Consider the following 23,222-nt stretch of genomic DNA (forward strand, 5'->3'; position numbering starts at 1 on the left):
ACACGACCGCACTCACACCCCACACCGGTCATCCCGGCGACAGCCACGGTCCGCGCACCGGCGCGAAGCGAGCCAGCCCACCGCCGTGATGCGCCGCCGGTGCCGGGTCGGCAGGTCGGGGAGCCGGGCGAGCGCCTCGACAGCGCACTCACGACGGCCGCCACCAGCGAGCCCGCGACGCGGCGCTCGTCGGCTCCAGCCGCTGGTGGCAACGGCTGGATCTATGGGTGCGACCCCGAGGAGGCAAGCGCGTGAACGACCCTCACGGCTTCGCGCCCGAGCCGTCGTGCAGCACGGGCACCTCCCGGGCCTCGACCAGCCGGGTGCGCAGCTGTGCCGCGTCCTGGCCGGGCGGCAGGCCGTAGGCGCGGCGGTACTCGCGGTTGAACTGGGTGGCGCTGACGTACCCGACCTCCTGGGCGACCTGAGCCGCCGTCATATCCCTGGTGAACAGCAGCCTTCGGGCCTCCTGGAGCCGCAGGTGTTTCTGGAACCTCAGAGGGCTCATGCCGGTGGCCGCTTTGAAGTGCCGGTGCAACGTGGCCGGGCTCATCCGGGCCACCTCGCTGATCTCGTCGATGCCGAGCGGTTCGGTGCAGTGGTCGCGGATCCAGCGGGCGGTCGTTCGGATCCGGCCGGCGGTCGAGTCGGCGAGCGACCAGTGCCGCAGGACGGGTCCGAGCGGGCTGCGCAGCAGCCGATAGAGGATCTCGGTCTCGACGCGGGACGCCAGGGGACCGATGTCCTCCGGGCTGTCGAGGAGCTGGACCCACCGGGTGACCGCGTCGACGATCTCCGGGGGCATCGGCGCGGTGACCGCCGCGACGGCGGCCGCCGGGGACTGCGGCGGTCCGCTCTCCGCCAGTTCCAGCTGTACGGCGGAGAGGACCTCGTTGTCGATCCGCATGACGGCGGCGCGGTAGGGCACCTTCTCGAAGGCGGCGACGACCGGCAGGTCGAGGGTGAACAGGGCCATCTCACCGGGTGGGGTGATCCAGCTGCGCTCACCCACAGCGGTGCGCTTGGCGCCATCGGCGATGAAGCAGATCATCGGCTCGTACGTCACCTCGATCGGGTCCACGAGCTCGTCGAGCGAGACCAGCGACAGCTTGGGCACAGCGGTCTGCGACCACAGCCCCGGGCAGTGCCGCTCGATGGCGTGGGCGAGCCGGTCCAGCATGAGAGCACCCTTCGACTGAGAGGATCAGGCAATCCTATGCGACCCGTGCCCCATGACTCCCCGGTGCCGCTTTCCTAGCGTTGAGGCATGACACAGCACGACAGGAACCTCCCGCACCGCAGGCTCGGCACCCAGGGTCTGGAGGTCGGCGCCGTCGGCCTCGGCACCATGGGCATGACCATGGCCTACGGCGCCTCGGACGAGCAGAGCAGCATCGCCACCCTCCGCCGCGCCTACGAACTCGGCGTCACCCTCTTCGACACCGCCGAGCTGTACGGCATGGGCACCGGCAGCAACGAGGAGCTCCTCGGGCGGGCCGTGAAGGACGTACGTGACGACGTCGTCCTCGCCACCAAGTTCGGCTTCGACCTGAGCGGTGGGACGGCGGGCGGATTCGGCCTGGACAGCCGCCCCGAGCACATCCGCGAGGTCACCGAGAACAGCCTGCGCCACCTGGGCACCGACCATGTCGACGTGCTCTACCAGCACCGGGTCGACCCGGACGTACCCATCGAGGACGTCGCCGGAACGGTGGGCGAGCTGATCGCCGAAGGCAAGGTGCGCTACTTCGGCCTGAGCGAGGCCGGCCCCGACATCATCCGCCGCGCCCACGCGGTGCACCCGGTATCGGTGCTTCAGACCGAGTACTCGGTGTTCGAGCGGGCCGTTGAGGCGGAGGTGCTGCCGGTCGTGCGCGAACTCGGCATCGGCTTCGTCCCGTACTCGCCGCTGGGCCGCGGTTTCCTCACCGGCGCGGTGAAGCCGGCCGCGGAGTACCCGGCCGACGACATGCGCAGCTGGGACGAGCGCTGGCAGCCCGGGAACTACGAGAAGAACCTGGCCGCGGTGCGTGAACTGACCGCCCTTGCGCAGTCCAAGGACATCGCGGTGACCCAGTTGGCCCTGGCCTGGCTGCTGGCGCAGGGCGAGGACATCGTGCCGATCCCGGGCACCCGCAGCCCGCGTCGCCTGAAGGAGAACGTCGCCTCCGCGTACGTCGACCTCACGCCCGAGGACCTCGCCCGCATCCAGGAGCTCCTCCCCCGCGGCTCGGCCGGCTCCCGCTACCCCGAGAGCATGATGCCGAACTGGTAGACGCGTCCCGAACCAACTCGCCCGTACACATACGTCCCGAGCGGCACGACAGGTGAAGGTACGGCACCTCCAGCGATCTTCACCGGTGATCCCTAGGATAAGAGCTCAAGACAACCATTCCGGTCGGTCCGACGGGGGGACTGCCCTGAGGGACGGCCGGGGGTCGCCGATGCCAGGGACCGCTCCCCGGGTTGCGGTGATCTTCCTTCCCAGGAGGACCTTCCGCATGTTCCGAAGTATTGGCAACGCTGTCGTCCGGCATCCCGTCTGGACGATCGTTGCATGGTTATTCGCTGCGGTGGCGATCGTCGCCACCGCCCCGAGCCTGCCCTCGAACAGTGACGAGAGCAGTTTCCTCCCCAAGAGTTACGAGTCCATCAAAGCGGCGGAACTCCAGGAGAGGGCGTTCCCCAGCGCCTTCACCCCGTCCGCGATCGCGCTGTACCAGCGCACCGACGGCGGCAAGCTGACCGCCGCCGACCAGAAGGACGTCGCCCGGATCACCTCCGAGCTCGGCAAGAAGAAGATCGACCAGGTGCAGAAGGTCGTCCCCGGCCAGCCGTCCTCGGACGGCAGGTACGCCCTGACCCTGGTCCAGATGGACAGCAAGAACGCCGGTCAGCCCAAACAGGCCGACGCGGCCGAGGTGTTGCGCGAGGACGTCAAGCAACTCGCCAAGGGCACGGACCTCGACGTCAAGCTCGGCGGTTCCGCCGCGCAGGCCCTCGACCAGCAGGACTCGTCCAAGCGTGGCGAGGCGCTGATCGGCATCGGCACCTTCGTCATCATCCTGGTGACCCTGCTGATCATCTTCCGGGCTCCGATCCTGGCCTTCCTGCCCCTGATCACGATCGGGTTGGTGTCGGCGATCGCCAACGGGCTGATCGCGTACGCCACCAAGCTGTTCGACCTCCAGGCCAACAGCTCGATCTCGTCGATCCTGATCGTCGTGCTCTTCGGCGTGGGTACCGACTACTTCCTGTTCCTGATGTTCCGCTACCGCGAACGCCTGCGCCTCGGCGACGAACCGAAGCAGGCCATGATCAACGCGGTCGACCGGGTCGGGGAGGCCATCGCCTCCGCCGCCGGAGCGGTCATCATCGCCTTCCTGGCGCTGGTCCTGTCGACGCTGGGCTTCCTCAAGCAGATGGGCCCGGCCCTCGCGATCGCGGTCACCGTCACCCTGATCGCGGGCCTGACACTGATCCCGGCGGTCGTCTCCCTCATCGGCCCGAAGGTCTTCTGGCCGTCCAAGTCCTGGCAACGCGAGCCGGAGAACGCCCGGTTCGCCGCTCTGGGCCGCGGCGTGCGGAACCGTCCGGCGCTCACCGCCGCGCTCTCCGGGCTCGTCCTGGTCGCGCTGTCGCTGGGGACGTTCGGCTACAACGCCACCTTCGACCTGGCATCCGGCTCCATGCCGAAGACCAAGGAGTCGATGGTCGTCCAGGACGAGATGCAGAAGGCGTACTCGGCGGGTGCCGCCGCGCCGACCGACGTCTATCTGTCCAGCACCGACGGCAAGCCGATCGACACGACGGTCTCCGACGCGTACGTGAAGAAACTCGGGGCCGTGGACGGCGTGGCGAACGCTCGCCGGGCGCAGACGAACAAGGAGGGCACCACCGTCGACTTCACCGTCACCCTCAAGTACGAGGCGTCGACGGACAAGGCCATCGAGGCGGTGGGCCGGGTCCGCGACGTCGCGCACGCCAACGCCCCGGAGGGCACCGAGGCCCTGGTCGGCGGCATGTCCTCGATCTTCAAGGACATCGACACCGCGGTCAACCACGACTACCGGACGGTCTTCCCCGTCGCCGCCGTGCTGATCATGCTCATCCTGGGGCTGCTGCTGCGCAGTGTGGTCGCCCCCTTGTACCTGATGGCGTCGGTGGGCCTCGGCTTCGGCGCGACGCTCGGTGCCACGGTCTGGATCTTCCAGGAGGGCCAGGGGCACTCGGGCCTGATGTTCATGCTCCCGGTGATCATGTATCTCTTCGTGGTGGCCATCGGCACCGACTACAACATCCTCATGATCGCCCGGCTGCGGGAGGAGGCCCGCGAGGGCCGCGAACCACGCGAGGCAGCCGGTATGGCGCTGCGGCACGCCGGTCCCACGGTGGCCGCGGCGGGCTTCATCCTGGCGGCGACCTTCGCCACGATGATGCTGGCCGGCAACGCCCTGCTGACGGAGATGGGCTTCGCGGTCTCCTTCGGCATCGCCGTCGCCGCGTTCGTCATGGCGATGTTCTTCACGCCCAGCCTCACGGCCCTCATCGGCCACGCGGCCTGGTGGCCGGGGCACGCGGACCGGGCGAAGGAACCGCCGGCCGCCCCCGCACCGGTCTCCGGTGGCGGCCGGGACACGGTGGTGCAGGATCCGGCCGGTCGCCGCAACTGACGGCGGTCTCACGGGGCGGCGTCCGCCGGGCCGCATGGCTCGGTGGACGCCGCCCCGTCCGGCACACCGCCGGGCCGGACACGATCGGTGTCTGCCACCCTGGCCCCCGCGCCGAACCCGGCTCCCGTCAGTCCCGGTTGGTCGCGTTCCGGACGCACCGGATCGGCCGGCTCGGGCTGCCGGGGGTGCCGTATCTCGGGACCTTCCCGGAGACCGACGTACGGCCGTACTCGGTGGACGCGCGCATGGACGGCGTTCCTCGGACATTCACGCCCGGATCACGTCCGAGGGGTTGAACCGAACCGCGTCCTCATTAGCGTCTGTGGGCGTCCCGACCCATAGGAGTGAGGTGTCGATGTCCTCAAGACGTGTCCTCGCCGGCCTGGCGCTGGTTCCGGTGCTCGCGCTGTCGGCCGCCACGCCCGCGATCGCGTACGACGGCAACCAACTCCCGAAGTCCAAGCCGCACTTCGACCTCCAGGCCCATCGCGGCGGCATCGGCATGACGACCGAGGAGTCCCTGGAGGGCTTCGGCAAGGCGATGCGCCTCGGGGTGTCCACGCTGGAGCTGGACACCCATGTCACCAGGGACCGGAAGGTCGTCGTCAACCACGACCGGCAGATCAGCGCGGTCAAGTGCCGTGACACGGGGCCGGTGACGGCCGGCGACCCGATGTATCCGTATGTCGGCAAGTACATCAAGGATCTGACGCTGGCTCAGATCAGGACCATGGACTGCGGTTACCAGCAACTGCCCGGCTTCCCCGAGCAGGAGGTGGTCAAGGGCTTCCGGATGGTCGAGTTGAGGGACGTCCTGAACCTGGTCAGGAGTTACCGCGCCAAGCAGGTCAAGCTGAACATCGAGACGAAGGTCGAGGCGGGAGCACCCGAACAGACCGCACCGCGCGCGCTGTTCGTACGGCGGGTCTACGAGGAGATCCACCGCTCGGGCATCGAGAACCAGGTCACCATCCAGTCGTTCGACTGGGGCGCGCTGAAGGCGATGCACCGACTGGCCCCGAAGTGGCCCCTCGTCGCGCTCACCAACTACGACTTCCTCCAGGTCGGCCTGCCAGGCGCCTCCCCGTGGCTCGGCGGGATCGACGCCGACGACTACGGCGGCGACTTCGTCAGGGCGGCCGCCACGATCCCCGGCGTCAGGGCCCTCTCCCCCAACTACGGCTTCCCGCAGAGCGGCAAGGTCGGCGACCCCGGCTTCCGCTTCTACGCCGACCGGACGATGGTCCGGGAGGCGCACGCCCGGGGCCTGAAGGTCGTCCCGTGGACCTGCGACGACCCCGCCACCGTGGAGGCGCTCATGGACATGGGCGTGGACGGGATCATCACCAACTACCCGAATCACATACGGCAGATCATGGCCGACCGCGGAATGCCGCTGCCGAGGGCGTACCGGCCCCGCTGACGGAGTCGAGCCGCCGGAACATCCCGGGTCGAAGCGCACGGAGCTCTCTTGACGTTCCGCTGGTGACCGGCCACAATCCGGGGGTGAATGTGACCGGTCACACCCGCAGTGCGGCGAGCATCCGGGATGTCGCCGCGGCCGCCGGCGTTTCCTACCAGACCGTCAGCCGGGTGATCAACGGCCACCCCAGCGTCAAGGAGTCGACGCGGGAGCGGGTTCTCGCCGCCGTCGACGAGCTGGGCTTCCGGCGCAACGCCACCGCGCTCGCCCTGGCCAGGGGCCGCAGCAGGGCCGTCACCGTGCTCACCGCCAACACCACGCACTACGGGTACGCCTCGATCCTCCAGGGCGTCGAGGAGGCAGCGCGCGCGGCAGCGTACTCGGTGGGTGTTGGCGTCCTCGAATCGGCCGACGAGGCCGCCGTCACCGTAGAGGTGCAGCGTGCCGCCGACGCGGGCGGCGGGCTGATCGCGATCGCTTACGATCCCGCGGGCGTTCGGGCCCTTGAGGCGGTCCCGGCCGGGCTGCCGGTCGTCGGCGTCGTCGAGACCCCGGCGAGCGCGCCCACCGGCGACCGGCCGTGGGTGTGGACCGACGACCGCGAGGCCGCCTACGAGGTGACCCGGCATCTGCTGTCCCTGGGCCACGAGAGTGTGCACTACGTCGCCATTCCCTCCAGCACCCGTCGCACCAGCGCCCGCACCGGCGGCTGGCGCCGGGCACTGAAGGAGGCGGACGCTCCGGAACCCCCTCCCGTGCAGGGCGGTTGGGGCCCCGCCGACGGCCACGCGGCGGGCCTTGCACTCGCCCGGGATCCGTCCGTCACCGCGATCCTGTGCGGCAACGACGACCTCGCCGTCGGTGTGCTGCGCGCCCTGCACGAGGCCGGCCGCTCGGTGCCGGGCGAGGTCAGTGTTGCCGGGTTCGACGACGCCCCGCATTCCGCCTATCTGACGCCGTCCCTCACGACCGTACGCCTGGACTTCACGGGCCTCGGCCGAGCCGCGTTCGCCCTGCTGCACGGAGTACTGGAAGAGTCCGCGCCGATCGCCCCGCGTCCGCTCTCCGTGCCGGAACTGGTGGTCCGGGAGAGCACGGGGCGGCCGCCCGCCTGAGCCGCGTGTGCTGGTCGGCACCGGAACAGACGGCACGGGCCAAGCGGTGCGGGAGGCGAGGGTCTCAGGGCGCCGCCGAGGACGTAGACGCGCGTGCCGCGAGCGGGCGGCCGATGGGCTGCGGGTCCGGCACCAACGAAGTACCGGACCGCGACCGTCAAGCGCGCCACGGACACGTTCCCGGTCAGCGACGCGACCGGCGCCGGACGGAAGCGATGGGCAAGCCTGCCGGGCGGGCCCGTCACAGGGCGCCACCGAGGACGCAGGCGCGCGTGCCGCGAGCGGGCGGCCGATGAGCTGCGGGTCCGGCACCAACGAAGTACCGGACCGCGACCGTCAAGCGCGCCACGGACACGTTCCCGGTCAGCGACGCGACCGGCGCCGGACGGAAGCGATGGGCAAGCCTGCCGGGCCCCGTCGCAGGGCGCCACCGAGGACGCAGGCGCGCGTGCCGCGAGCGGGCGGCCGATGAGCTGCGGGTCCGGCACCACCGAAGTACCGGACCGAGACCGTCAGGCGCGCCACGGGCATGCGACGCCGGACGGGCAGCGTCGCTGCCGCCGCCGTCCTTCCGGGGTCACCAGGGGACCACGCCCTCGTCGTCGAAGAAGCCGCCGCGCGGTCCGTCGTCCGGCAGGGTGGCGAGCCGGACGGCGATCGCCGCGCCCTGCTCGGGTGTCCGCGGTGCGTTGAAGCCGGTGAAGTCGGTCGCCACATAGCCGGGGCAGCAGGCGTTCACGATGACGTTCGTATCGGCGAGCCTGCGGGCGTACTGCGCCGTGACGCTGTTGAGCATCGACTTCGACGGTGCGTACGCGGCCATGATCGGTCCGGTCTGCAGCGTCAACGAGCCCATGCTGCTCGACACGTTGACGATGCGCGGTGAGTTCGCGCGGCTGAGCAGCGGGAGCATCGCGTTCGTCACCCGGACGACCCCGAGGACGTTGGTGTCGAGGACGGTGCGGACGACGTCGAGGTCGAGCGTCGTCGGATCCTGCGTGCCGTTTTCGATGGCGCCGGAGACGCCCGCGTTGTTGACGAGCACGTCGAGCCGACCTGCCGTCCGCTCGACGGTCGCCGCCGCCGCGGCGACGCTGTCGTCGGAGGTGACGTCGAGGGCGACACCGAACGCGTCGACGCCCGCGGCCCGCAGTTCCTTGACGGCCTGCTCGCGCCTGGAGTCGTCGCGGGCTCCCACCGCGACCGTGAAGCCAAGGGTCCCGAGACCCTGTGCGATGGCGAAACCAATTCCCTTGTTCGCGCCGGTGACCAGCGCGGTCTTCATGTCGTTCACGCCATCCATGCTGGGCGAGCCGTTCATTGACCGTCCAATATCGAACCGGTGCACTGTGATACTCACCGGGTATCAGTCGGTAGGCTGTCCGGGTGGACGATCTCGAGACCCGCGAGCTTCGGTACTTCGTCGCCGTCGCCGAGGAACTGCACTTCGGGCGCGCCGCCCTTCGGCTCGGGATCGCGCAACCGCCGCTCTCCCGCGCGATCGCGAGGCTGGAGCGCCGGCTCGGCGTGCGGCTCCTCGACCGGGACCGTCGCGGAGTGGCGCTCACCGAGGCCGGCAGTGTGCTGCTCCGGGAGGCCGGAGCGGCCCTGGACGCGGTCGCCGCCGCCGCACGTCGAACGCGGCGTGCCGGGGACCCGAAGCGACCGCTGGTGCTCGCGACGAAGGCCGGGGCATCCCACGAAGTGCTACAAAAGCTCCTCGACTCGGTGGCGAGCGACCCGCAAGCGCCACCGATCGAGATCCTCCTGTGCGAGGTCGGCGAGCAGGCACGGCTGCTCCGCGACGGGCACGCCGACGTGGCACTCATGCATCACCCGTACGACGACCTCGCCGGGTTCGACTCCGAGGACCTCTACGTCGAGGGCCAGGTCGCGATCGTGCCCGCCGGGCATCCGCTCGCGTCACGCGACCGGCTCACGCTGGCGGACCTGCAGGACGTGCCGGACCTGCCGATCGCTCGGTGGCCCCGGCTCGACGGGTCCTATCCCGACGGGCCGGGACCCGAGGTGCACACCCAGTCACAGCTGGCTCAACTTGTGGCGCTCGGCAGGACGTTGCTCGTCATCCCTGCCTCCAGCCGGGCCTGGCAGTGGCCGGAACACGTCGCGGTGCCCGTCGTCGACGCGCCGGAGGTGACCACGGTGATCGCCTGGCCGCCGAGCAGTCGCTCCTTGGCGGTCGCGTCACTGGTCGGCGTCGCGGCCGACATGATCATGTCGGCGCCCTGACCCCGGCGGGGACGAAGCCGACGGCCCGCCCGGGACGGCCGCGCGCACTGATCAGTGCCGGGCGTCCCACGCGGGCAGAACCGGCCTCGGCGCGGGACGGGTGCGCACCCATCCGTACAGGACCAACGAGCAGACCGCCGCCAGCGCACACCAGGTCGACACGAACTCCAGCCGCCACAGCAGCCAGCACACCAGCGCGCCCGCCCCGGTCAGTACTCCCAGTGCCGTGAGGCTGCGGTCGCCGGAGAGCAGCAGTGCGCCGACCGTGGCGATGAGGTAGCCCGCGACGAGCAGTTCCGCGTGGGGCAGTCCGATGACGTAGGCCATGGTGTGACCGCGGATCTCGGCCCGGACGGGGCGGGTGGCGAGAGCATGCGCGAGGAAGGCGGCGGTCACGACGCCCACCGCCACCACCGCCGTCACCCGGCGTCCGTTTCTCCGTGGGACCGCGCACCACACGCCCCCCGGCACCCACACCGCGAGCACGGGCAGGGCGATGACGGCCCAGGCGACGGTGGCCGCGCCGGTCCCTCCGCCGGTGTGCCAGATCCGGGCCTCCACCAGTTGATGGGCGCCGAGCAGCAGGGGCAGCGCGGCCAGGGGCAGGTCTCCGGCACGGCGGGTCCGGGCCACGCAGACCGCCCCGACGGAGGCGATGGCCGTACCCGCCACGAGATCCGCTGTCGCACTCCAGCACATGACACCACCATGTCAGGTCAGGCCGTCGGCCGTCCGCTCCGCCACGACGCGGGGCGGGGCAGAGACGGGCCGCTCAGGCGCAGATGTTCTGTGGTGGGCGGAAGGTGCGGTCGGTGCCGGAGTCCGTGTTCACCTGGACGCGTACGGTCTCCAACTGCTGCAGCAGCGAATCGAGTTGCCGCTGGGTCGGGTCACGGAAGAACTCCAGGACCGCGCGGTGGAATGCGTCTCGGAGTTCGGGCGGCATCACGTCGGAGGCGTCGAAGCAGAGGGTGCGGGCGCGGGTGGTGAGCAGGGAGTCGATCTCCCGCTCGACCGGGGTCGCGGAGGTCGGCGGCGACAGTCCGGCCGAGTCCGGGAACAGCGGCCGTACCGCGGGAGCCGCCTGCGCCCGCCAGCTCTGCCGTCCGGCCGGGCTGGAGAGCCGCTCCACGAGTTCCTGGGCGTCCGGGTCGTCGCTGAACACGGCGGCCATGTCGCCGGCGACCTCGAAGGCGTCCCGGTACGCGGACGGCCCGTCCAGATAGCGGGCCGATGGTTCCACGGTCACGTCGTCGCCCGCGTAGACGTACCGGATGAAGGCGCTCTGGTGCTCGTGCGTGCAGTCGAAGCCGGGCGAGTCGAGCAGGCCGCGCGGATCTCCCCGCGAGTCGGACGCACCCTCGAACGACGTGGTCAGGGACCGCTCGACCGACTCCGGGGAGCGCTTTCCGAGCAGTCGCGCCCAGCTGGTCCAGGCACGCTCGACAGCCGGGTCGCGCCAGTCGAGGCGGCCCGTGGCCCATTCGGTGTAGAGGGCCGGGCCCGCCTGATGCAGGACCAGGTCCTCGATCCAGTCGGTGCCGGGCCAGCCGGAGGTGGCCTGCGAGGCGAGGCCCACGCACCAGGTGGGCCGTTCGCCGGAGGCTCCCCTTTTGCTCCACACGAGGCTCTTGAGGTCGACCTTCAGCGGCACCCAGTACGTGCGCCGCTTGCTGTCCACCAGCAGGGTCGGCGCCCAGGGCGGGTAGGCACGCTCGGCGCTCGCATCGGCGAGCGGCTTCAGTTTGTCGCGGCGGGCGTACTCGGTGAGTTCGCCGATGCTGTTGAGGACCGCCACGTCCGGCGGGTCGTCGGCCTCCAGCTGCGAGACGAGCGTCTCGCGGAGTGAGCGGGTGCCCTCGTAGGTGTACGTCCGCCCGGTACCGTCGTCCAGTTTGTCGAGGGCGGCTTCGAAGGCCTGGCCCTCCTCTCCGGTCCAGGGGCCGAGGACGACCAGCGGGTCGCGGGTGTCCGACCCGCAGCCGGGGACGAGTCCGAGCAGACACGCCGCGAGAAGGACGCGCAGGAGACGGCTCATGCGACGGCTCATGCGACGGCTCCCGGGCGGGCGACCACGAGGTATTCGCGGCGGTAGGCGTGCAGGGCACCGGCGATCACGGCCGCGGCGGTCAGGCCCGCGGGGAACACGAACGGGGCGAGGCCGTCGAGGAAGGCGAGCCGCCCGTCGGCGAGACCGTCGTCGATCCGGGCCTGGAGCGTCTCGATGGCCTGTGGGTCCGGTCCGGCGAAGGGGCGTTCCTCGGCGACCGTCTCCGTCTTCGGCGAGGTCTGCTCGGCCAGCGCGTCCGCGACGGGGACGGTCTCGTGCTGGGCCTCCAGGGCGAGGAGGGCGTCGGCCGTCAGGAACGGTACGGCGAGCAACGGCAGGGCGGCGGCCACGAGCGGGATACTCAGCCGGATCCGGAAGCGGCGGTGCAGGAAGGACACCGTCCGCCACAGCCCGGCGGCGAGCAGGGCGAAGGCGAGCACGGCGATCACCGCTGCGGTGATGGTGTCCGCGCCCCAGGCGGCCCGGTCGGCGAGCCGCGCGCGCAGCCGCCCCTCCAGGCCGGTCACCCGGTCGACGATCGAGGTCGCGGCGGAACCGGTGTCGGGCCGGCAGGCGGGATAGGGGTTCGCGGTGGTCGGGGTGAGGGCCTGCGAGCAGAGCATGCTGCGCGCGTAGGAGAAGTCGGCATCCCGCAGGACCGGATCGGTGGCATGGCCCTGGGCCCGGCCGATCCAGCTGGTGTAGTCGACGACCAGCGCGGACACCACCCGCAGTTCCTGTTCCTCGGCGACGGTGAGGGCTCCGCTGCGGGTGACCTGGTTCAGGCTCTGCGTGGCGCGGGCGATGCGGGTCCGGTACCGCTCGCTGAGCCCGCTGAGCTCCGCCGCGCGCCCCTCGTCGAGGTTCCGCTGGGCCTCGCCCTGCGCGATGAGCAGCGAGGCCCGGGCGTCCGCGAGGTCGACCAGCGCGGGCGCCGCGCGTTCCCGGATGTACGCGGAGTCGCCGCGCACGCCCGCGTAGGCCCAGCCGAGCGCGCCGAAGGCCACCACGGTCAGCAGCGGCAGTGCGAGGAGCCGGTCCCGCAGGTAGGCGCGGTTGCGGTGGCCCGCGGTGGAGGGCCAGGCGTAGCGGAGGATACGGCGGGCGAGTTCGGTGGTTACGGCGGCGACGGCCTGCGTGAGGCGGGAGGTGTTCTGTACGAGGGCGCGTAAGCGGTCGTCCGGAGCCAGTGGGCGACTCTCTTGCCGAGCCATGGGCTGTCCCTGTGGTGTCGGAAGGCGAACGGGCGGACCTCGTAGGCGCGGTCCAGGAGAATTTCGGCCACGGCCGCGTCCTCGGGGGCGGTGGAGCGGGCGGCCTGGTGGGCGAGGGCGACATAGCGACGGGAGAGGTCCTCCCGCAGGCCGTGTTCGTCGGGCGGTAGACCGAGTCGGGGGTCCGCGCCCGCGGACAGCGCCGCGAGGCCCGCCGCGTCGAGGGCATCGCGCTCGAGGGCGCCCTGTACGGCCTCCCAGGCCTCGACGGTCATCCGCACCCTGGCCTCCTCGTCGGTCAGACCGTGCGCGTGGAAGAGCAGAGCCAGGCGCCCCAGCACCTCGCCCAACCGCTGCGGCGCCCGGTCGTCGCACTCGCCCGTCCGCACATGCTCGATGCCGATCCGCACGGCCGCGGTGCGCGCGGCGGTCCGGTGCCGCGAGTGCTGCGGTACGGCGTCGAGTTCGCGTACGGCCTCCTCACGCGCCGTCTTGCCGCCCAGCGCGAGGCGGGCCCGGGCGGCGCCGAAGGCAGCGCTGCCCAGGGAGGGGTTCCGCAGCCCGACCGCCTCGTAGAACGTCAGGGCCTCGTGCCGGCGTCCGAGGCGTTCCGCGCAGTGGCCGAGGGCCAGCTTGGGCGCGTACTCGCCGGGGATCGCCGCGTACACCCGGTCGAAGTGCCGCCGAGCCGCGGCGACTTGCTCCCGGGCGAGCGCGAGCAGGCCGTGATGCCAGTCCAGCCGCCAGTCGTACGGGGCACGGCGGGGTCCGATCCGTGCCTCGGCCGCCCGCAGTTCGCGTTCTGCGGCCTCGGGTCCGTCGGCCGGGTTCCGCAACCGCAGCCGGCAGCGCAGCAGATGGACCTCCGTGGAGTCCCGCCAGTCGCCGATGTGCTGGAGCAGGGCCTCCGGGGCGGCGTCGGCGAGCCTGCTCAGCTCGGCGTGGTGCTCGTCGCGCGGGTCGGGGCGCGGGACGGGTAGGCGCTGCGCGACGTCGGTGGGAGTGGGCGGGGCGAACGGGGACGGGGCGTCGGGGGCGGCCCAGTGGGCGAGGGGCGGCGCGGAGCCCAGGGCGCCGTCGAGGGCGTACGGGGACTGGAGGAAGAGCGGCGAGGGTTCGAAGGTCTCGGTTCCGGTGCGCAGCGACCTCAACTCGCGGAACACACCCCGTAATTGCTGGTCCATCTCACGCGCGTCGGCGAACCGTCCGGCGGGCTCGCTCAAGGTCGCGCGGTGCAGGACCCGGGCGAGGGAGAGCAGGCCGAGGCCACGGGGCACGGGGGCGGTGGCGTCATCGGGTGCCCACGGTTCCCTGCCCGGCGGCGGCACTTGGGCAGACGGTCTCCCACCCCCCACCGACAGGGCTTCGGACCGCGACTCCCCCGCGCCGGGAACGAACGCGTTGCCGACGACACCGGGTTCCCCACCGGCCTCCGGTGCATCCCCGACACCCGCCGCCCGAGCCACTGCGGCTGTATCACCGCCGTCCGGAGCGCCCTCGACACCCGACCCGCCAACAGCACCCGCCGCCCGAGCTGCGCCCGCTGTCCCACCACCGCCCAGCGCGCGCTCGACACGCGATCCGTCAACAGCACCCGGCGTCCGCGCCACGCCCGCCGTCCCACCACCGCCCAGCGCGCCCCCAACACCCGACCCGCCAACAGCACCCGCCGCCCGAGCCACGCCCGCCGTCCCACCACCGCCCAGCGCGCCCCCAACACCCGACCCACCAACGGCACCCGACGCCCGCGCCACTGCGGCTGTCCCACCGCCGCCCAGCGCGCCCTCGACACCCGACCCGCCAACAGCACCCGGCTTCCGCGCCACGCCCGCTGTCTCCCCGACATCGGGTGTCCCTGCGGCGCCCGACGCCCGGCCGGCACCCGACGTCCGGGCCACGCCCGGTGCGCTCTCCCCGGCCGCCCCCTGGACGACACCGCCTGACTTCTGCTCGGCGTCCGACGCGTCATCGGCGCCCGCTGGGTGCCCGGCGCCTGATCCCTGAGCGACGCCCAGCGTCTCCTCGCCGCCCGAGGTCTCCCCGATCCCTGACATCTGGACGACACCTGGTGTCGAGGCGGCGTCCGCTGTCTCGCCGGGGTCCAGTGGCTCCCCAGCGTTCGCTGCCGGGGCGAACTCCAACGCCTCCGCGCCGCCTGAGGCCCCCTCGACAACAGACGTCCCCTCAGCACCCGAGGTCTGGTCCCCGCCCGTTGTCTCACCGAGGTTTAGCGGCCCCTCAGCGCCCGCCCCTTGGGCGGCACCCGGCGTCTCCCCACTGCCCAGAACCCCTTGGACGCGCGATGCTTCGCCCGCTGCCAAGGCATCCCCGGCGGCACGTGCCACTTCCCCGGCGGCACGTGCTACTTCCCCGGCGGCACGTGCTACTTCACCCGCGGCCCGTGCCTCCCTGGCAGCACGTGCCACTTCGCCCGCAGCCCGTGCCTCCCCGGCAGCCCGTGCCCCCTCACCCGCGGCCAGTGCCTCCCCGGCGGCCCGTGCCGCCTCGCCGGCCGACGCACTCGCCGCATCCGCCCCCGTCGCCCCCGCCGCCCCGCCCAGCGTCCCCAGATCCCCCAACCGCGCGAGATCCGCCGCCGATCTGCCGAGTCCGCTCAGTCGCCGCAGGGTCTCGCCCAGGCTGAAGAGGTCGTCCTGTTCCCTGGACTCGCCGTTCGGGCCCACGGTCGGTGCGCTGAAGCCCTTCGTGGTCATACCGGGTGCCCCGATCGGGCGTACGCTGCCCACGTCGATGATCTTCGTTGTGGTGCCGTCGTGCATGACGTTGTCCGGCTTCAGGTCGCCGTAGACCTTGCCGGGCCGGTCGGCGTGCAGATACGCGAGGGCGGACAGGATCCGCACACCGTAGGCGAGCACGAACTCGTGGAAGCGGTGGCCGCCGAACTCCCCGGGGTTCAGCCCGGCCCGCGCCCGCACCTCCTCCAGCGTGAGTCCGTCCACGTACTGGAGGACGAGAAAGTCACCGACTTCGGGATGATGACCGTAATTGAAGACACGGATGATGTCGTCGTGGCCGAGGTCGACAAGGGCCCGCCGCTCCCGGGCCAGCGCACCCGCCGCGGCAGCCGCCTGCTGCGGGTGCAGGATCTTGATGGCGACCTCTCGGTTGTCGACCTTGGTGTCGAGCGCGAGGTAGACCTCGCCCATGCCGCCGTAGCCGAGGGGCCGGATCAGCCGGTACTGGCCCGCGAGCAACTGCCCCGGCGGCAGCGGCAGTTCCCCCGGATCGCCGCCGGGATCCCAGCCGCGTCCCAGCAGCGTGATCGTGGGCAGCACCGTCGGGTCGGGGTTCTCCGCGGGGAGGTCGACATGCGCCGCCCTCAGGTACATCGGCTGTCCGGCGACGACAAGCGGACCGAACGATCCCTCGGATTCCGGTACTTCACCGAACGCACTCCCGCCCCGAGCCCCCTTCATGCCTCCTCAGAATAGGGCCAGGTGCCGGGATCTACCCCTCGCTTTCCGCCGGAGAACCGTGATCCCGCGGGGTTCGGCCGGTCGGCAAGGCCGAGATCCGTGTCCCTCGCGGACCGGTGCCCCTCTAGAGTGAGGGGTCCCTGTCAGAAGGGTCCGGACCGCAGCCGTCCTGGCCAGAAGCGGTGAAGGAGACGCGGTGACCCTGCGCGAGAACGATCCGGAGTCTGTCGGCGGCTACCGGATCGAATCGCGGATCGGTACCGGCGGCATGGGTGTCGTCTATCTCGGCCGATCGGCCTCGGGACGGGCCGTCGCCGTCAAGGTGGTCCACACCCGGTATGCCGACAACCCCGAGTTCCGGGCCAGGTTCCGGCAGGAGATCGCCGCCGCGCGCCGGGTCAGCGGAGCGTTCACCGCACCGGTCGTGGACGCGGACCCGGAGGCGCAACGGCCCTGGATGGCCACGGCGTTCGTGCCGGGACGTACGCTCGCGGACCGCGTCGACGAGTCGGGGCCGCTGGACTGGCCCGCGCTGCGCCGCCTCGGCACCGAACTCGCCGAGGCCCTGCGGGAGATCCACCGGGCGGAGGTCGTGCACCGGGACCTCAAGCCGAGCAATGTGCTGCTGCTGGAGAGCGAGGGCGACGACGGGGCCGTACGCGTCATCGACTTCGGCATCTCGCGCGCGGCCGACAGCGATGTCCGTACTCAGACCGGCATGGTGATGGGCTCGCCGCCGTTCATGGCGCCGGAACAGTTCAGCCGCCCGCACGAGGTCGGCTCCGCGGTCGACGTCTTCTCGCTGGGCGCGGTGCTCGTGTACGCGGCCACCGGGCACAGCCCCTTCGAGGCGGAGAACGCCTATCTGGCCGCGTACAACACCGTGCACGGCGAGCCCCGGCTGGGCGAACTGCCCGAGCAGCTGCGCCCGTTGGTCTCGTGCTGCCTGGCGAAGGAACCCGCTGACCGGCCGACGTCCGGCGAGGTCCTGGAGCGGCTGGCGGGACTGCCGGAGGAACTGCCCGACGGGAGAGCGGCCGAAGAGGTCTCCCAGGCCCCGGAGATCCGGACCACGGACGTGGTGACCTCGCCGCTCGGTCACATGGGGCCGGTCCGGCAAAAGCGCCGTGGGAGGAAACTGTGGGCGGCCGTCGCCGCCGTGGCGCTCCTCGGCGGGGCAGGTGCGGCCGCGGTCGCCGTGGTGGAGCACGAGCCGGCCAGTACGGTCGACGAGTTCGACGCTCTCGCTCCGCGGACGACGCCCAGCGGCACGACACCGGCCGGCTGGCGGCCCTGGCACAACGCACTGGGGTCGGGCGGCAAAGGCCAGTCGATGAGCATCGGCCCCTCGTGCACGCCGGACGCGCTCGGCGTCTTCTGCGCCTCCGAGCAGGTCGCCCTGATGCGGCTGAATCCCGCGACGGGGAACGTCGAGTGGACAAAGCCCATGAGCCGCAAGCAGGTCAGCAGCTTCTCGGTGCGCGGGCCCGTCGTCCATGACGGTGTGGTGTTCGTGTACGGCGCGGACCGCTCGCAGGGCGTCGACGCCTACGACGGGAGGACCGGCGAGCGGCTGTGGCAACTGAAGGGTCCGCTCGGCGAGTTCGATTCCCTGGGCGGAGTGCTCCTGGTCCGCCTGGACCAGCTGGACTCCTCCGACACGGCACGGTACGCGGCCTACGAGCCGCGCACGGGCAAGGAGTTGTGGCGGCGCGAGCTGACCTCCACCTCGGCGAGCCCCTTCTACGAGGGCCCCAAGGACACGCTCTACGCCGATCTGCGCGGCGGCGAAGGCGGCATAGCGCGCCTGGACGCGCGGACCGGCAGGACGCTGGGCAGGGTCGACGCGCCGAAGGGCGACCTGTGGCTGGCGACGGTCCACGACGGCACGGCGTACTACGCGCGCTGGGAGGACGACTCCGGCGTGTCCGCCGCCTTCTTCGTCCAGGATCTCAGCAGCGGCAAGACCCGCCGGATCGACTTCCCTTGGAGCGTGGAGCCCGAGGCGCCGCCGCTGGTGCAGGGCGACACCATGTACATCTTCGACTACGGCCACGAGACCCTGCTCGCGCTCGACGTGAAGAAGGGCAAGCCGCTCTGGTCCAGCTCGCGCGACCTGCGCGTCTTCAGCGAACCCGCTTACCACGCGGGCCGGTTGTACGTCACGATGCCGGACACCAGCATCGTGGCCCTCGATCCGAGGACCGGGAAGGAGATCGGCCGTACCAATCCGTCCTTCGACACCACGGGCCGCTCCTTCGAGGAGCTGTCGCCGAGTTCGGTGCCGCCGCTCCTGGTGGGCGATGTGCTGTACGGGGTCAGCGAGCCGGGGATCTTCTCGGTGGCCGACGTCACCTGAGCGGGAACGGGTGTGGGCCCGGCCGGAAGGCCGGGCCCACACCGGCGTTCAGGCGGTGTGCAGGGTCAGGCCGTACCGGTTGAGGATCTCGTTGACGGGCTGGAACCAGGTCTCGCCGCCGCTGGAGCAGTTGCCCCAGCCGCCGGAGGTCACGCCCTGGGCCTGGTCGCCGCTGATGAACGAGCCGCCGGAGTCGCCGGGTTCGGCGCAGACGCTGGTCTTGGTCATCTGATACACGGCACCCTGGCTGTAGTTGACGGTCTCGTTCATCGCGAGGACCGTGCCGCAGTGCCAGTGGCTGGTCGATCCCGAGCGGCAGATCGAGGAGCCGACGGGCGCCACGTTCGACCCGCGCACGAGCTGGTCGGAGACGGTGCCCCAGCCGAGCACGACCGGGACGGTCCACCAGCCGCTGCCCACGTTGACCCAGGCGTAGTCGTTGTCCGGGAAGGACGAGCCCTGGAAGTTGCCGATGTAGCTGCGGTCCCAGCCGTAGACGCTGCCGGTGTGCTGGTCGCAGTGGCCGGCGGTGATGAAGCCGCCGTACACGGAGAAGCCGATGGAACAGCGGACGTTGCCGGTGTAGTAGGGGTCGCCGCCGACGGTTCCCGCGGCGAAGGTGGTCGGCGCGGCGGCCACCTCCCGCACGGTGACCGGGCCCGCCTGCCGGGCGCGGGCGACGAACTTCCGGACATCGTTGTCAGCCTGCCGGCCGCTGACGATGTTCACCACCACCGTGTTGGCCTTCACGTCGACGTGCCAGCTGCTGACGGCGTCCGGCGCGGAGACCTTGTCGATCCGGGCCTGGGTGGCGACGAGTTCGCGGGCGCTGTGCGTGACGGTGCGGACCGTGGCACCGGTGGCACGTATCTCGCGGAGGGCGGTGGCGGAGGCGTCGGGCGTGACGGCGACGGTCAACGTGCCCTTGGCGGCGTCGAACCAGGAGCCGCCGTACGAAGTACCCGCGGTCCGTTGGACCTTGGGCTCCAGCGCCGTGGCCCGCCGCTCGGCGGCGAGCCTTGCCTCGGCCTGCTGGCGCGAGAGTCCGAAGTCCCGCTGCATGGCGGAGAGGAGACCGGCGGAGGCGGGCGCCTTCTCGCCGGCGGTGGCGGGAACCGTGCCCGCGGCCGCCCCGGCGCCGAGCAGGAGCAGCACGGCCAGGCCCGCGCGCATGATTCTGGTGCGTCTCATGGAGATTGCCCTTCGTCGTTCCAACGAGGTGGGGGTGGAACAGCAGAGTTCTCTGAGAGCGCTCTCAGTGTGGCTCGGCAGAGCCTAGCCGCTCACCGTTGACAGGTCCATACCAATAGCGAAGTCGGCGGAAATCCCGGCACGCGGAACGTGGATTTCCTCCGGCCCATCCGGGGGAACACCCCAGGAGCCCGTTACTGCCCCACAAAGGAACAAGATGACGCGTAAGAGAGCACTGGTGGTCCGAGGCGGCTGGGAGGGACATCAGCCGGTCAAGGCCACGGAGCTGTTCCTGCCCTTCCTGGAGAGCAGTGGCTACGACGTCCGGATCGAGGAATCGACCGATGTCTACGCCGACAGCGCCGAGATGGCCGCCACCGACCTCGTCGTGCAGTGCGTGACCATGTCGGAGATCACCGCCGAGCAGGTCTCGGGACTGAGCTCGGCCGTCATGGCCGGTACCGGGTTCACCGGCTGGCACGGCGGGATCGCCGACTCGTTCCGTGCCTCCTCCGACTACCTCCATCTGGTGGGCGGCCAGTTCGCGACCCACCCGGGCAAGGAACCGTGCGAGCGGCGGGGCGGCGAGGAGGACAACTTCCTGCCGTACACCGTCACCTTCACCGAGCTCGGCCGTGAACACCCCGTCACCGCGGGCATCGAGGACTTCGAGCTGCACACCGAGCAGTACTGGGTGCTCCACGACGACCTGATCGACGTCCTGGCCACCACCACCCACCCGGCACAGCCCTGGCAGCCCTGGCACCGGCCGGTCACCTCCCCGGCGGTCTGGGCCCGTGAATGGGGTGCCGGACGTGTCGTGGTGACGACACCCGGGCACAACCTCGAGGTCCTCGAGCACCCCGCCGTCCGTACCGTCATCGAGAGGGGCATGCTGTGGGCGACGCGCACCGCATCGGCGTCGTAGGTCTCGGCGTCATCTCCCGCGCCTACCTGGACACCCTCGTCGGCCACCCCGCCGTGCGCATCACCGCCGTCGCCGACCTGGACGCCTCCCGGTCGGCCGCCGTCGCCGCCCAACTGCCGGGAGTCCAGGCGCTGTCCGTCGAGGAGCTGCTACGCAGCCCGGACGTCGACACGGTGCTGAACCTCACCGTCCCCGCGGCGCACGCCGAGATCGCCCTCGGTGCCATCGCCCACGGCAAGCACGTCTACGGCGAGAAGCCGCTGGCCGCCGAACTCACCGAGGCCCGCACCGTCCTGGAGGCCGCGGCGAAGGCGGCGGTCGGTGTGGGATGCGCGCCGGACACAGTCCTGGGCACCGGCGTCCAGACGGCCCGGGCGGCGGTGGAGGCCGGGGCCGTCGGCCGCCCGCTGTTCGCCTCGGCCGTCATGGTCACCCCGGGCCACGAACGGTGGCATCCCCACCCGGACTTCTACTACACGGCCGGGGGCGGCCCCCTGCTGGACATGGGGCCCTACTACCTGTCCTCACTGGTGCATCTGCTGGGTCCGGTACGTGCCGTGATCGGTGCGTCCAGTCGGCTCCGCACCGAGCGGGTCATCGGGTCCGGCCCGCGCGCGGGCGAGCGAATACCGGTCGAGGTGGACAGCCATGTCTCCGGGGTCCTCGAACACGAGGGCGGGACCCTGACGACGATCACGACGAGCTTCGACGGCGTCGCCACCACGGCCGCGCCCATCGAGGTCCACGGCGACAAGGGCACCCTCATGGTCCCGGACCCGAACAACTTCGACGGCGACGTACGGCTCCTCGAACTCGGCGAGCGCGAGAAAGGGTGGCGCACGCTTCTGCCGTCCGCGGGCTACGTCGGCGCCGCCCGCGGCGTCGGACTGCTCGACTTCGTCGCCTCCGACGGACTGCGGGCACCACGCGCGAGCGGTGAACTCGCCCTGCACGTACTGGAGACGATGACCGCCCTGCTGCGTTCGTCGGCCGAGGGGCGACGGATCGAGCTGTCGACGTCGGTGGAGCGGCCTGTTCCGGTGCCGCTGACACCTCCGCCGGAGTGGCGGTGATCAGTCCACGGGCCAGGTGTGCGCGGGCGCGTTGAGATGCATGTAGTCCATGTAGGTCGTCGTCATCCGCCGCAGCGCCTCCTGACGGTCGCCGACGCCTGCCTTCTCCAGGTGGTGGACCGTCTCCGCCTGCCACAGGGCGCCGTTGCGGCCGGTGACGCAGCGCTGCTCGATGACGCCGAGCAGGGGCTCACGCCACTGCGCGTCCATGCCGGCCAGCTCCAGGCCCCGGTGGGCGAGGGGCAGTAGCCGCCGCAACACCAGTTCCGTGACCGGCACTTCGCCCGTCCCCGGCCAGTACAGGCGGGCGTCGATGCCGTCACGGGCGGCGGTGTGCAGGTTCTCCTCGGCGACCGAGAAGGACATGCGCGTCCACACCGGCCGGTCCTCGTCGACCAGGGCGCGCGTCAGGCCGTAGTAGAAGGCGCCGTTGGCGATGATGTCGGCCACGGTGGGCCCGGCGGGCAGGACCCGGTTCTCGATGCGCAGGTGCGGGCCGCTGTCGGTGACGGCGTAGATCGGGCGGTTCCAGCGGTAGATCGTGCCGTTGTGCAGGGTCAGTTCGCCGAGTTCCGGAACCCGGCCGCTGTGCAGTGCTTCCCGCGGGTCCTCGTCGTCACAGATCGGCAGGAGCGCGGGGAAATAGCGCACGTTCTCCTCGAAGAGATCGAAGACGCTGGTGATCCACCGCTCCCCGAACCACACCCGGGGCCGTACGCCCTGGGCCTTGATCTCCTGGGGGCGGGTGTCGGTGGCCTGCTCGAAGAGCGGGATGCGGGTCTCGCGCCACAGCTCCTTGCCGAAGAGGAAGGGCGAGTTGGCCGCGAGGGCGATCTGCACGCCCGCGACGGCCTGTGCCGCGTTCCAGTAGGCCGCGAACTCCTTGGGAGCGACCTGGAGATGGAACTGCGTGCTGGTGCAGGCGGCCTCGGGGGTGATGGCGTCGGCGTACATCGCCAGGCGGTCCACGCCCTCCACCTTGATGCGCAGGTCCTCACCGCGCGCCGCGAAGATCTGCTCGTTGAGCAGCCGGTAGCGCGGATCGCCCGACAGAGCCGACTCGCCGACGTCCGCCTCGCCCAGGGTCGGCAGAATGCCCACCATGATCAGGTGCGCGCCGACGGCCGAGGCGCGTTCCTCGGCGTGGTTGAGGGCGTCACGGATCTCCTGCTCCCAGGAGCCGGGCCCGCCGGACAGGAGCCCGCGCGGCGGAATGTTGATCTCCAGGTTGAAGCGGCCCAGCTCGCTGGACCAGGCGGGGTCGGCGATCGCCTGGAGCACCTCGGTGTTCCGCATCACCGGGAGGCCGTCCTCGCTCACCAGGTTGAGCTCGATCTCCAGCCCGACCTGCGGCCGCTCGCTCTCGAAGCCGGACTCGCGCAGCATCTGCGCGAGGACGTCGAGGCAGGTGTGCATCTTGTCCCGGTACCGTCGGCGGTCCTCCCGCGTGAACACCAGGGCCGGCACGTCACGTCCCATCGGGCCTCCCGAGTCCCCTCGGCGGATGCC

At 71.4% G+C, this 23,222-nt stretch carries 16 protein-coding genes; 8 read left to right on the plus strand and 8 right to left on the minus strand.

Annotated elements, in window-relative coordinates:
• Positions 1-262 precede the first annotated feature (262 nt).
• Positions 263-1,180, minus strand: a complete 918-nt coding sequence (locus BFN33_RS06505; protein WP_069758821.1) for an AraC family transcriptional regulator — start codon at positions 1,178-1,180, stop codon at positions 263-265.
• Between the two features lie 87 nt (positions 1,181-1,267).
• Between BFN33_RS06505 and BFN33_RS06510 the strand changes: the two genes are divergently transcribed.
• The 4 genes from BFN33_RS06510 (at position 1,268) to BFN33_RS06525 (ending at position 7,211) form a co-directional block, all read left to right on the plus strand.
• On the plus strand, positions 1,268-2,275 hold the full coding sequence (locus tag BFN33_RS06510) for an aldo/keto reductase (protein WP_069758822.1): 1,008 nt from the start codon (positions 1,268-1,270) through the stop codon (positions 2,273-2,275).
• A gap of 226 nt (positions 2,276-2,501) precedes the next feature.
• Positions 2,502-4,673 carry an MMPL family transporter gene (locus BFN33_RS06515; RefSeq protein WP_069758823.1) on the plus strand — a complete coding sequence of 724 codons (2,172 nt, stop codon included), beginning with the start codon at positions 2,502-2,504 and terminating at the stop codon, positions 4,671-4,673.
• Positions 4,674-5,028: 355 nt separating this feature from the next.
• Positions 5,029-6,096 (plus strand): glycerophosphodiester phosphodiesterase family protein, encoded by a 1,068-nt coding sequence (locus tag BFN33_RS06520; protein ID WP_069758824.1) that lies wholly within the window; start codon positions 5,029-5,031, stop codon positions 6,094-6,096.
• A gap of 62 nt (positions 6,097-6,158) precedes the next feature.
• The gene (locus BFN33_RS06525; protein WP_069758825.1) at positions 6,159-7,211 is read left to right on the plus strand and encodes a LacI family DNA-binding transcriptional regulator; all 1,053 of its coding nucleotides are present in this window, start codon (positions 6,159-6,161) and stop codon (positions 7,209-7,211) included.
• Between the two features lie 577 nt (positions 7,212-7,788).
• Here BFN33_RS06525 and BFN33_RS06530 read toward each other — a convergent pair.
• Positions 7,789-8,514 carry an SDR family oxidoreductase gene (locus BFN33_RS06530; protein ID WP_069758826.1) on the minus strand — a complete coding sequence of 242 codons (726 nt, stop codon included), beginning with the start codon at positions 8,512-8,514 and terminating at the stop codon, positions 7,789-7,791.
• An 83-nt stretch (positions 8,515-8,597) separates the two neighbouring features.
• Between BFN33_RS06530 and BFN33_RS06535 the strand changes: the two genes are divergently transcribed.
• Positions 8,598-9,461, plus strand: coding sequence for a LysR family transcriptional regulator (locus BFN33_RS06535; protein ID WP_069758827.1), 864 nt, complete (start codon positions 8,598-8,600; stop codon positions 9,459-9,461).
• Between the two features lie 51 nt (positions 9,462-9,512).
• Here BFN33_RS06535 and BFN33_RS06540 read toward each other — a convergent pair whose 3' ends face one another.
• From BFN33_RS06540 to BFN33_RS54140, 4 genes are all read right to left on the minus strand, one after another.
• Complete coding sequence (locus tag BFN33_RS06540; RefSeq protein ID WP_069758828.1) at positions 9,513-10,160, minus strand: DUF6629 family protein; 648 nt, start codon at positions 10,158-10,160, stop codon at positions 9,513-9,515.
• A gap of 73 nt (positions 10,161-10,233) precedes the next feature.
• Positions 10,234-11,499 carry an extracellular solute-binding protein gene (locus tag BFN33_RS06545; protein ID WP_069758829.1) on the minus strand — a complete coding sequence of 422 codons (1,266 nt, stop codon included), beginning with the start codon at positions 11,497-11,499 and terminating at the stop codon, positions 10,234-10,236.
• A gap of 8 nt (positions 11,500-11,507) precedes the next feature.
• Entirely contained in the window at positions 11,508-12,725 is a 1,218-nt protein-coding gene (locus tag BFN33_RS06550; RefSeq protein WP_069758830.1) for a hypothetical protein, read from the minus strand.
• Positions 12,629-16,075, minus strand: coding sequence for a tetratricopeptide repeat protein (locus BFN33_RS54140; protein ID WP_370743254.1), 3,447 nt, complete (start codon positions 16,073-16,075; stop codon positions 12,629-12,631). The genes BFN33_RS06550 and BFN33_RS54140 overlap by 97 nt, the downstream gene beginning before the upstream one ends.
• Positions 16,076-16,358: 283 nt before the next feature.
• Between BFN33_RS54140 and BFN33_RS06565 the strand changes: the two genes are divergently transcribed.
• On the plus strand, positions 16,359-18,521 hold the full coding sequence (locus tag BFN33_RS06565) for a serine/threonine-protein kinase (RefSeq protein ID WP_069758832.1): 2,163 nt from the start codon (positions 16,359-16,361) through the stop codon (positions 18,519-18,521).
• Positions 18,522-18,569: 48 nt separating this feature from the next.
• On the opposite strand, the gene BFN33_RS06570 is transcribed toward BFN33_RS06565, so the two are convergent.
• On the minus strand, positions 18,570-19,712 hold the full coding sequence (locus BFN33_RS06570; protein WP_069758833.1) for a S1 family peptidase: 1,143 nt from the start codon (positions 19,710-19,712) through the stop codon (positions 18,570-18,572).
• 217 nt (positions 19,713-19,929) lie between these two features.
• On the opposite strand from BFN33_RS06570, the gene BFN33_RS06575 reads away from it, so the two are divergent.
• Positions 19,930-20,640 carry a ThuA domain-containing protein gene (locus tag BFN33_RS06575; protein ID WP_069758834.1) on the plus strand — a complete coding sequence of 237 codons (711 nt, stop codon included), beginning with the start codon at positions 19,930-19,932 and terminating at the stop codon, positions 20,638-20,640.
• Positions 20,610-21,713, plus strand: coding sequence for a Gfo/Idh/MocA family protein (locus BFN33_RS06580; protein WP_069758835.1), 1,104 nt, complete (start codon positions 20,610-20,612; stop codon positions 21,711-21,713). The genes BFN33_RS06575 and BFN33_RS06580 overlap by 31 nt, the downstream gene beginning before the upstream one ends.
• Here BFN33_RS06580 and BFN33_RS06585 read toward each other — a convergent pair whose 3' ends face one another.
• On the minus strand, positions 21,714-23,192 hold the full coding sequence (locus tag BFN33_RS06585; protein ID WP_069758836.1) for a glutamate-cysteine ligase family protein: 1,479 nt from the start codon (positions 23,190-23,192) through the stop codon (positions 21,714-21,716).
• Between the last annotated feature and the right edge of the window lie 30 nt (positions 23,193-23,222).

The sequence above is a fragment of the Streptomyces sp. LUP47B genome, assembly GCF_001746295.1.
Lineage (GTDB): Bacteria > Actinomycetota > Actinomycetes > Streptomycetales > Streptomycetaceae > Streptomyces.

Excerpts from the sequence above, each read along its gene's own strand:
- BFN33_RS06505 (WP_069758821.1), bottom strand. The coding sequence starts at position 1,180 with ATGCTGGACCGGCTCGCCCACGCCATCGAGCGGCACTGCCCGGGGCTG.
- BFN33_RS06510 (WP_069758822.1), top strand. The coding sequence starts at position 1,268 with ATGACACAGCACGACAGGAACCTCCCGCACCGCAGGCTCGGCACCCAG.
- BFN33_RS06515 (WP_069758823.1), top strand. The coding sequence starts at position 2,502 with ATGTTCCGAAGTATTGGCAACGCTGTCGTCCGGCATCCCGTCTGGACG.
- BFN33_RS06520 (WP_069758824.1), top strand. The coding sequence starts at position 5,029 with ATGTCCTCAAGACGTGTCCTCGCCGGCCTGGCGCTGGTTCCGGTGCTC.
- BFN33_RS06530 (WP_069758826.1), bottom strand. The coding sequence starts at position 8,514 with ATGGATGGCGTGAACGACATGAAGACCGCGCTGGTCACCGGCGCGAAC.
- BFN33_RS06540 (WP_069758828.1), bottom strand. The coding sequence starts at position 10,160 with ATGTGCTGGAGTGCGACAGCGGATCTCGTGGCGGGTACGGCCATCGCC.
- BFN33_RS06545 (WP_069758829.1), bottom strand. The coding sequence starts at position 11,499 with ATGAGCCGTCTCCTGCGCGTCCTTCTCGCGGCGTGTCTGCTCGGACTC.
- BFN33_RS06550 (WP_069758830.1), bottom strand. The coding sequence starts at position 12,725 with ATGGCTCGGCAAGAGAGTCGCCCACTGGCTCCGGACGACCGCTTACGC.
- BFN33_RS54140 (WP_370743254.1), bottom strand. The coding sequence starts at position 16,075 with ATGTACCTGAGGGCGGCGCATGTCGACCTCCCCGCGGAGAACCCCGAC.
- BFN33_RS06570 (WP_069758833.1), bottom strand. The coding sequence starts at position 19,712 with ATGAGACGCACCAGAATCATGCGCGCGGGCCTGGCCGTGCTGCTCCTG.
- BFN33_RS06575 (WP_069758834.1), top strand. The coding sequence starts at position 19,930 with ATGACGCGTAAGAGAGCACTGGTGGTCCGAGGCGGCTGGGAGGGACAT.
- BFN33_RS06585 (WP_069758836.1), bottom strand. The coding sequence starts at position 23,192 with ATGGGACGTGACGTGCCGGCCCTGGTGTTCACGCGGGAGGACCGCCGA.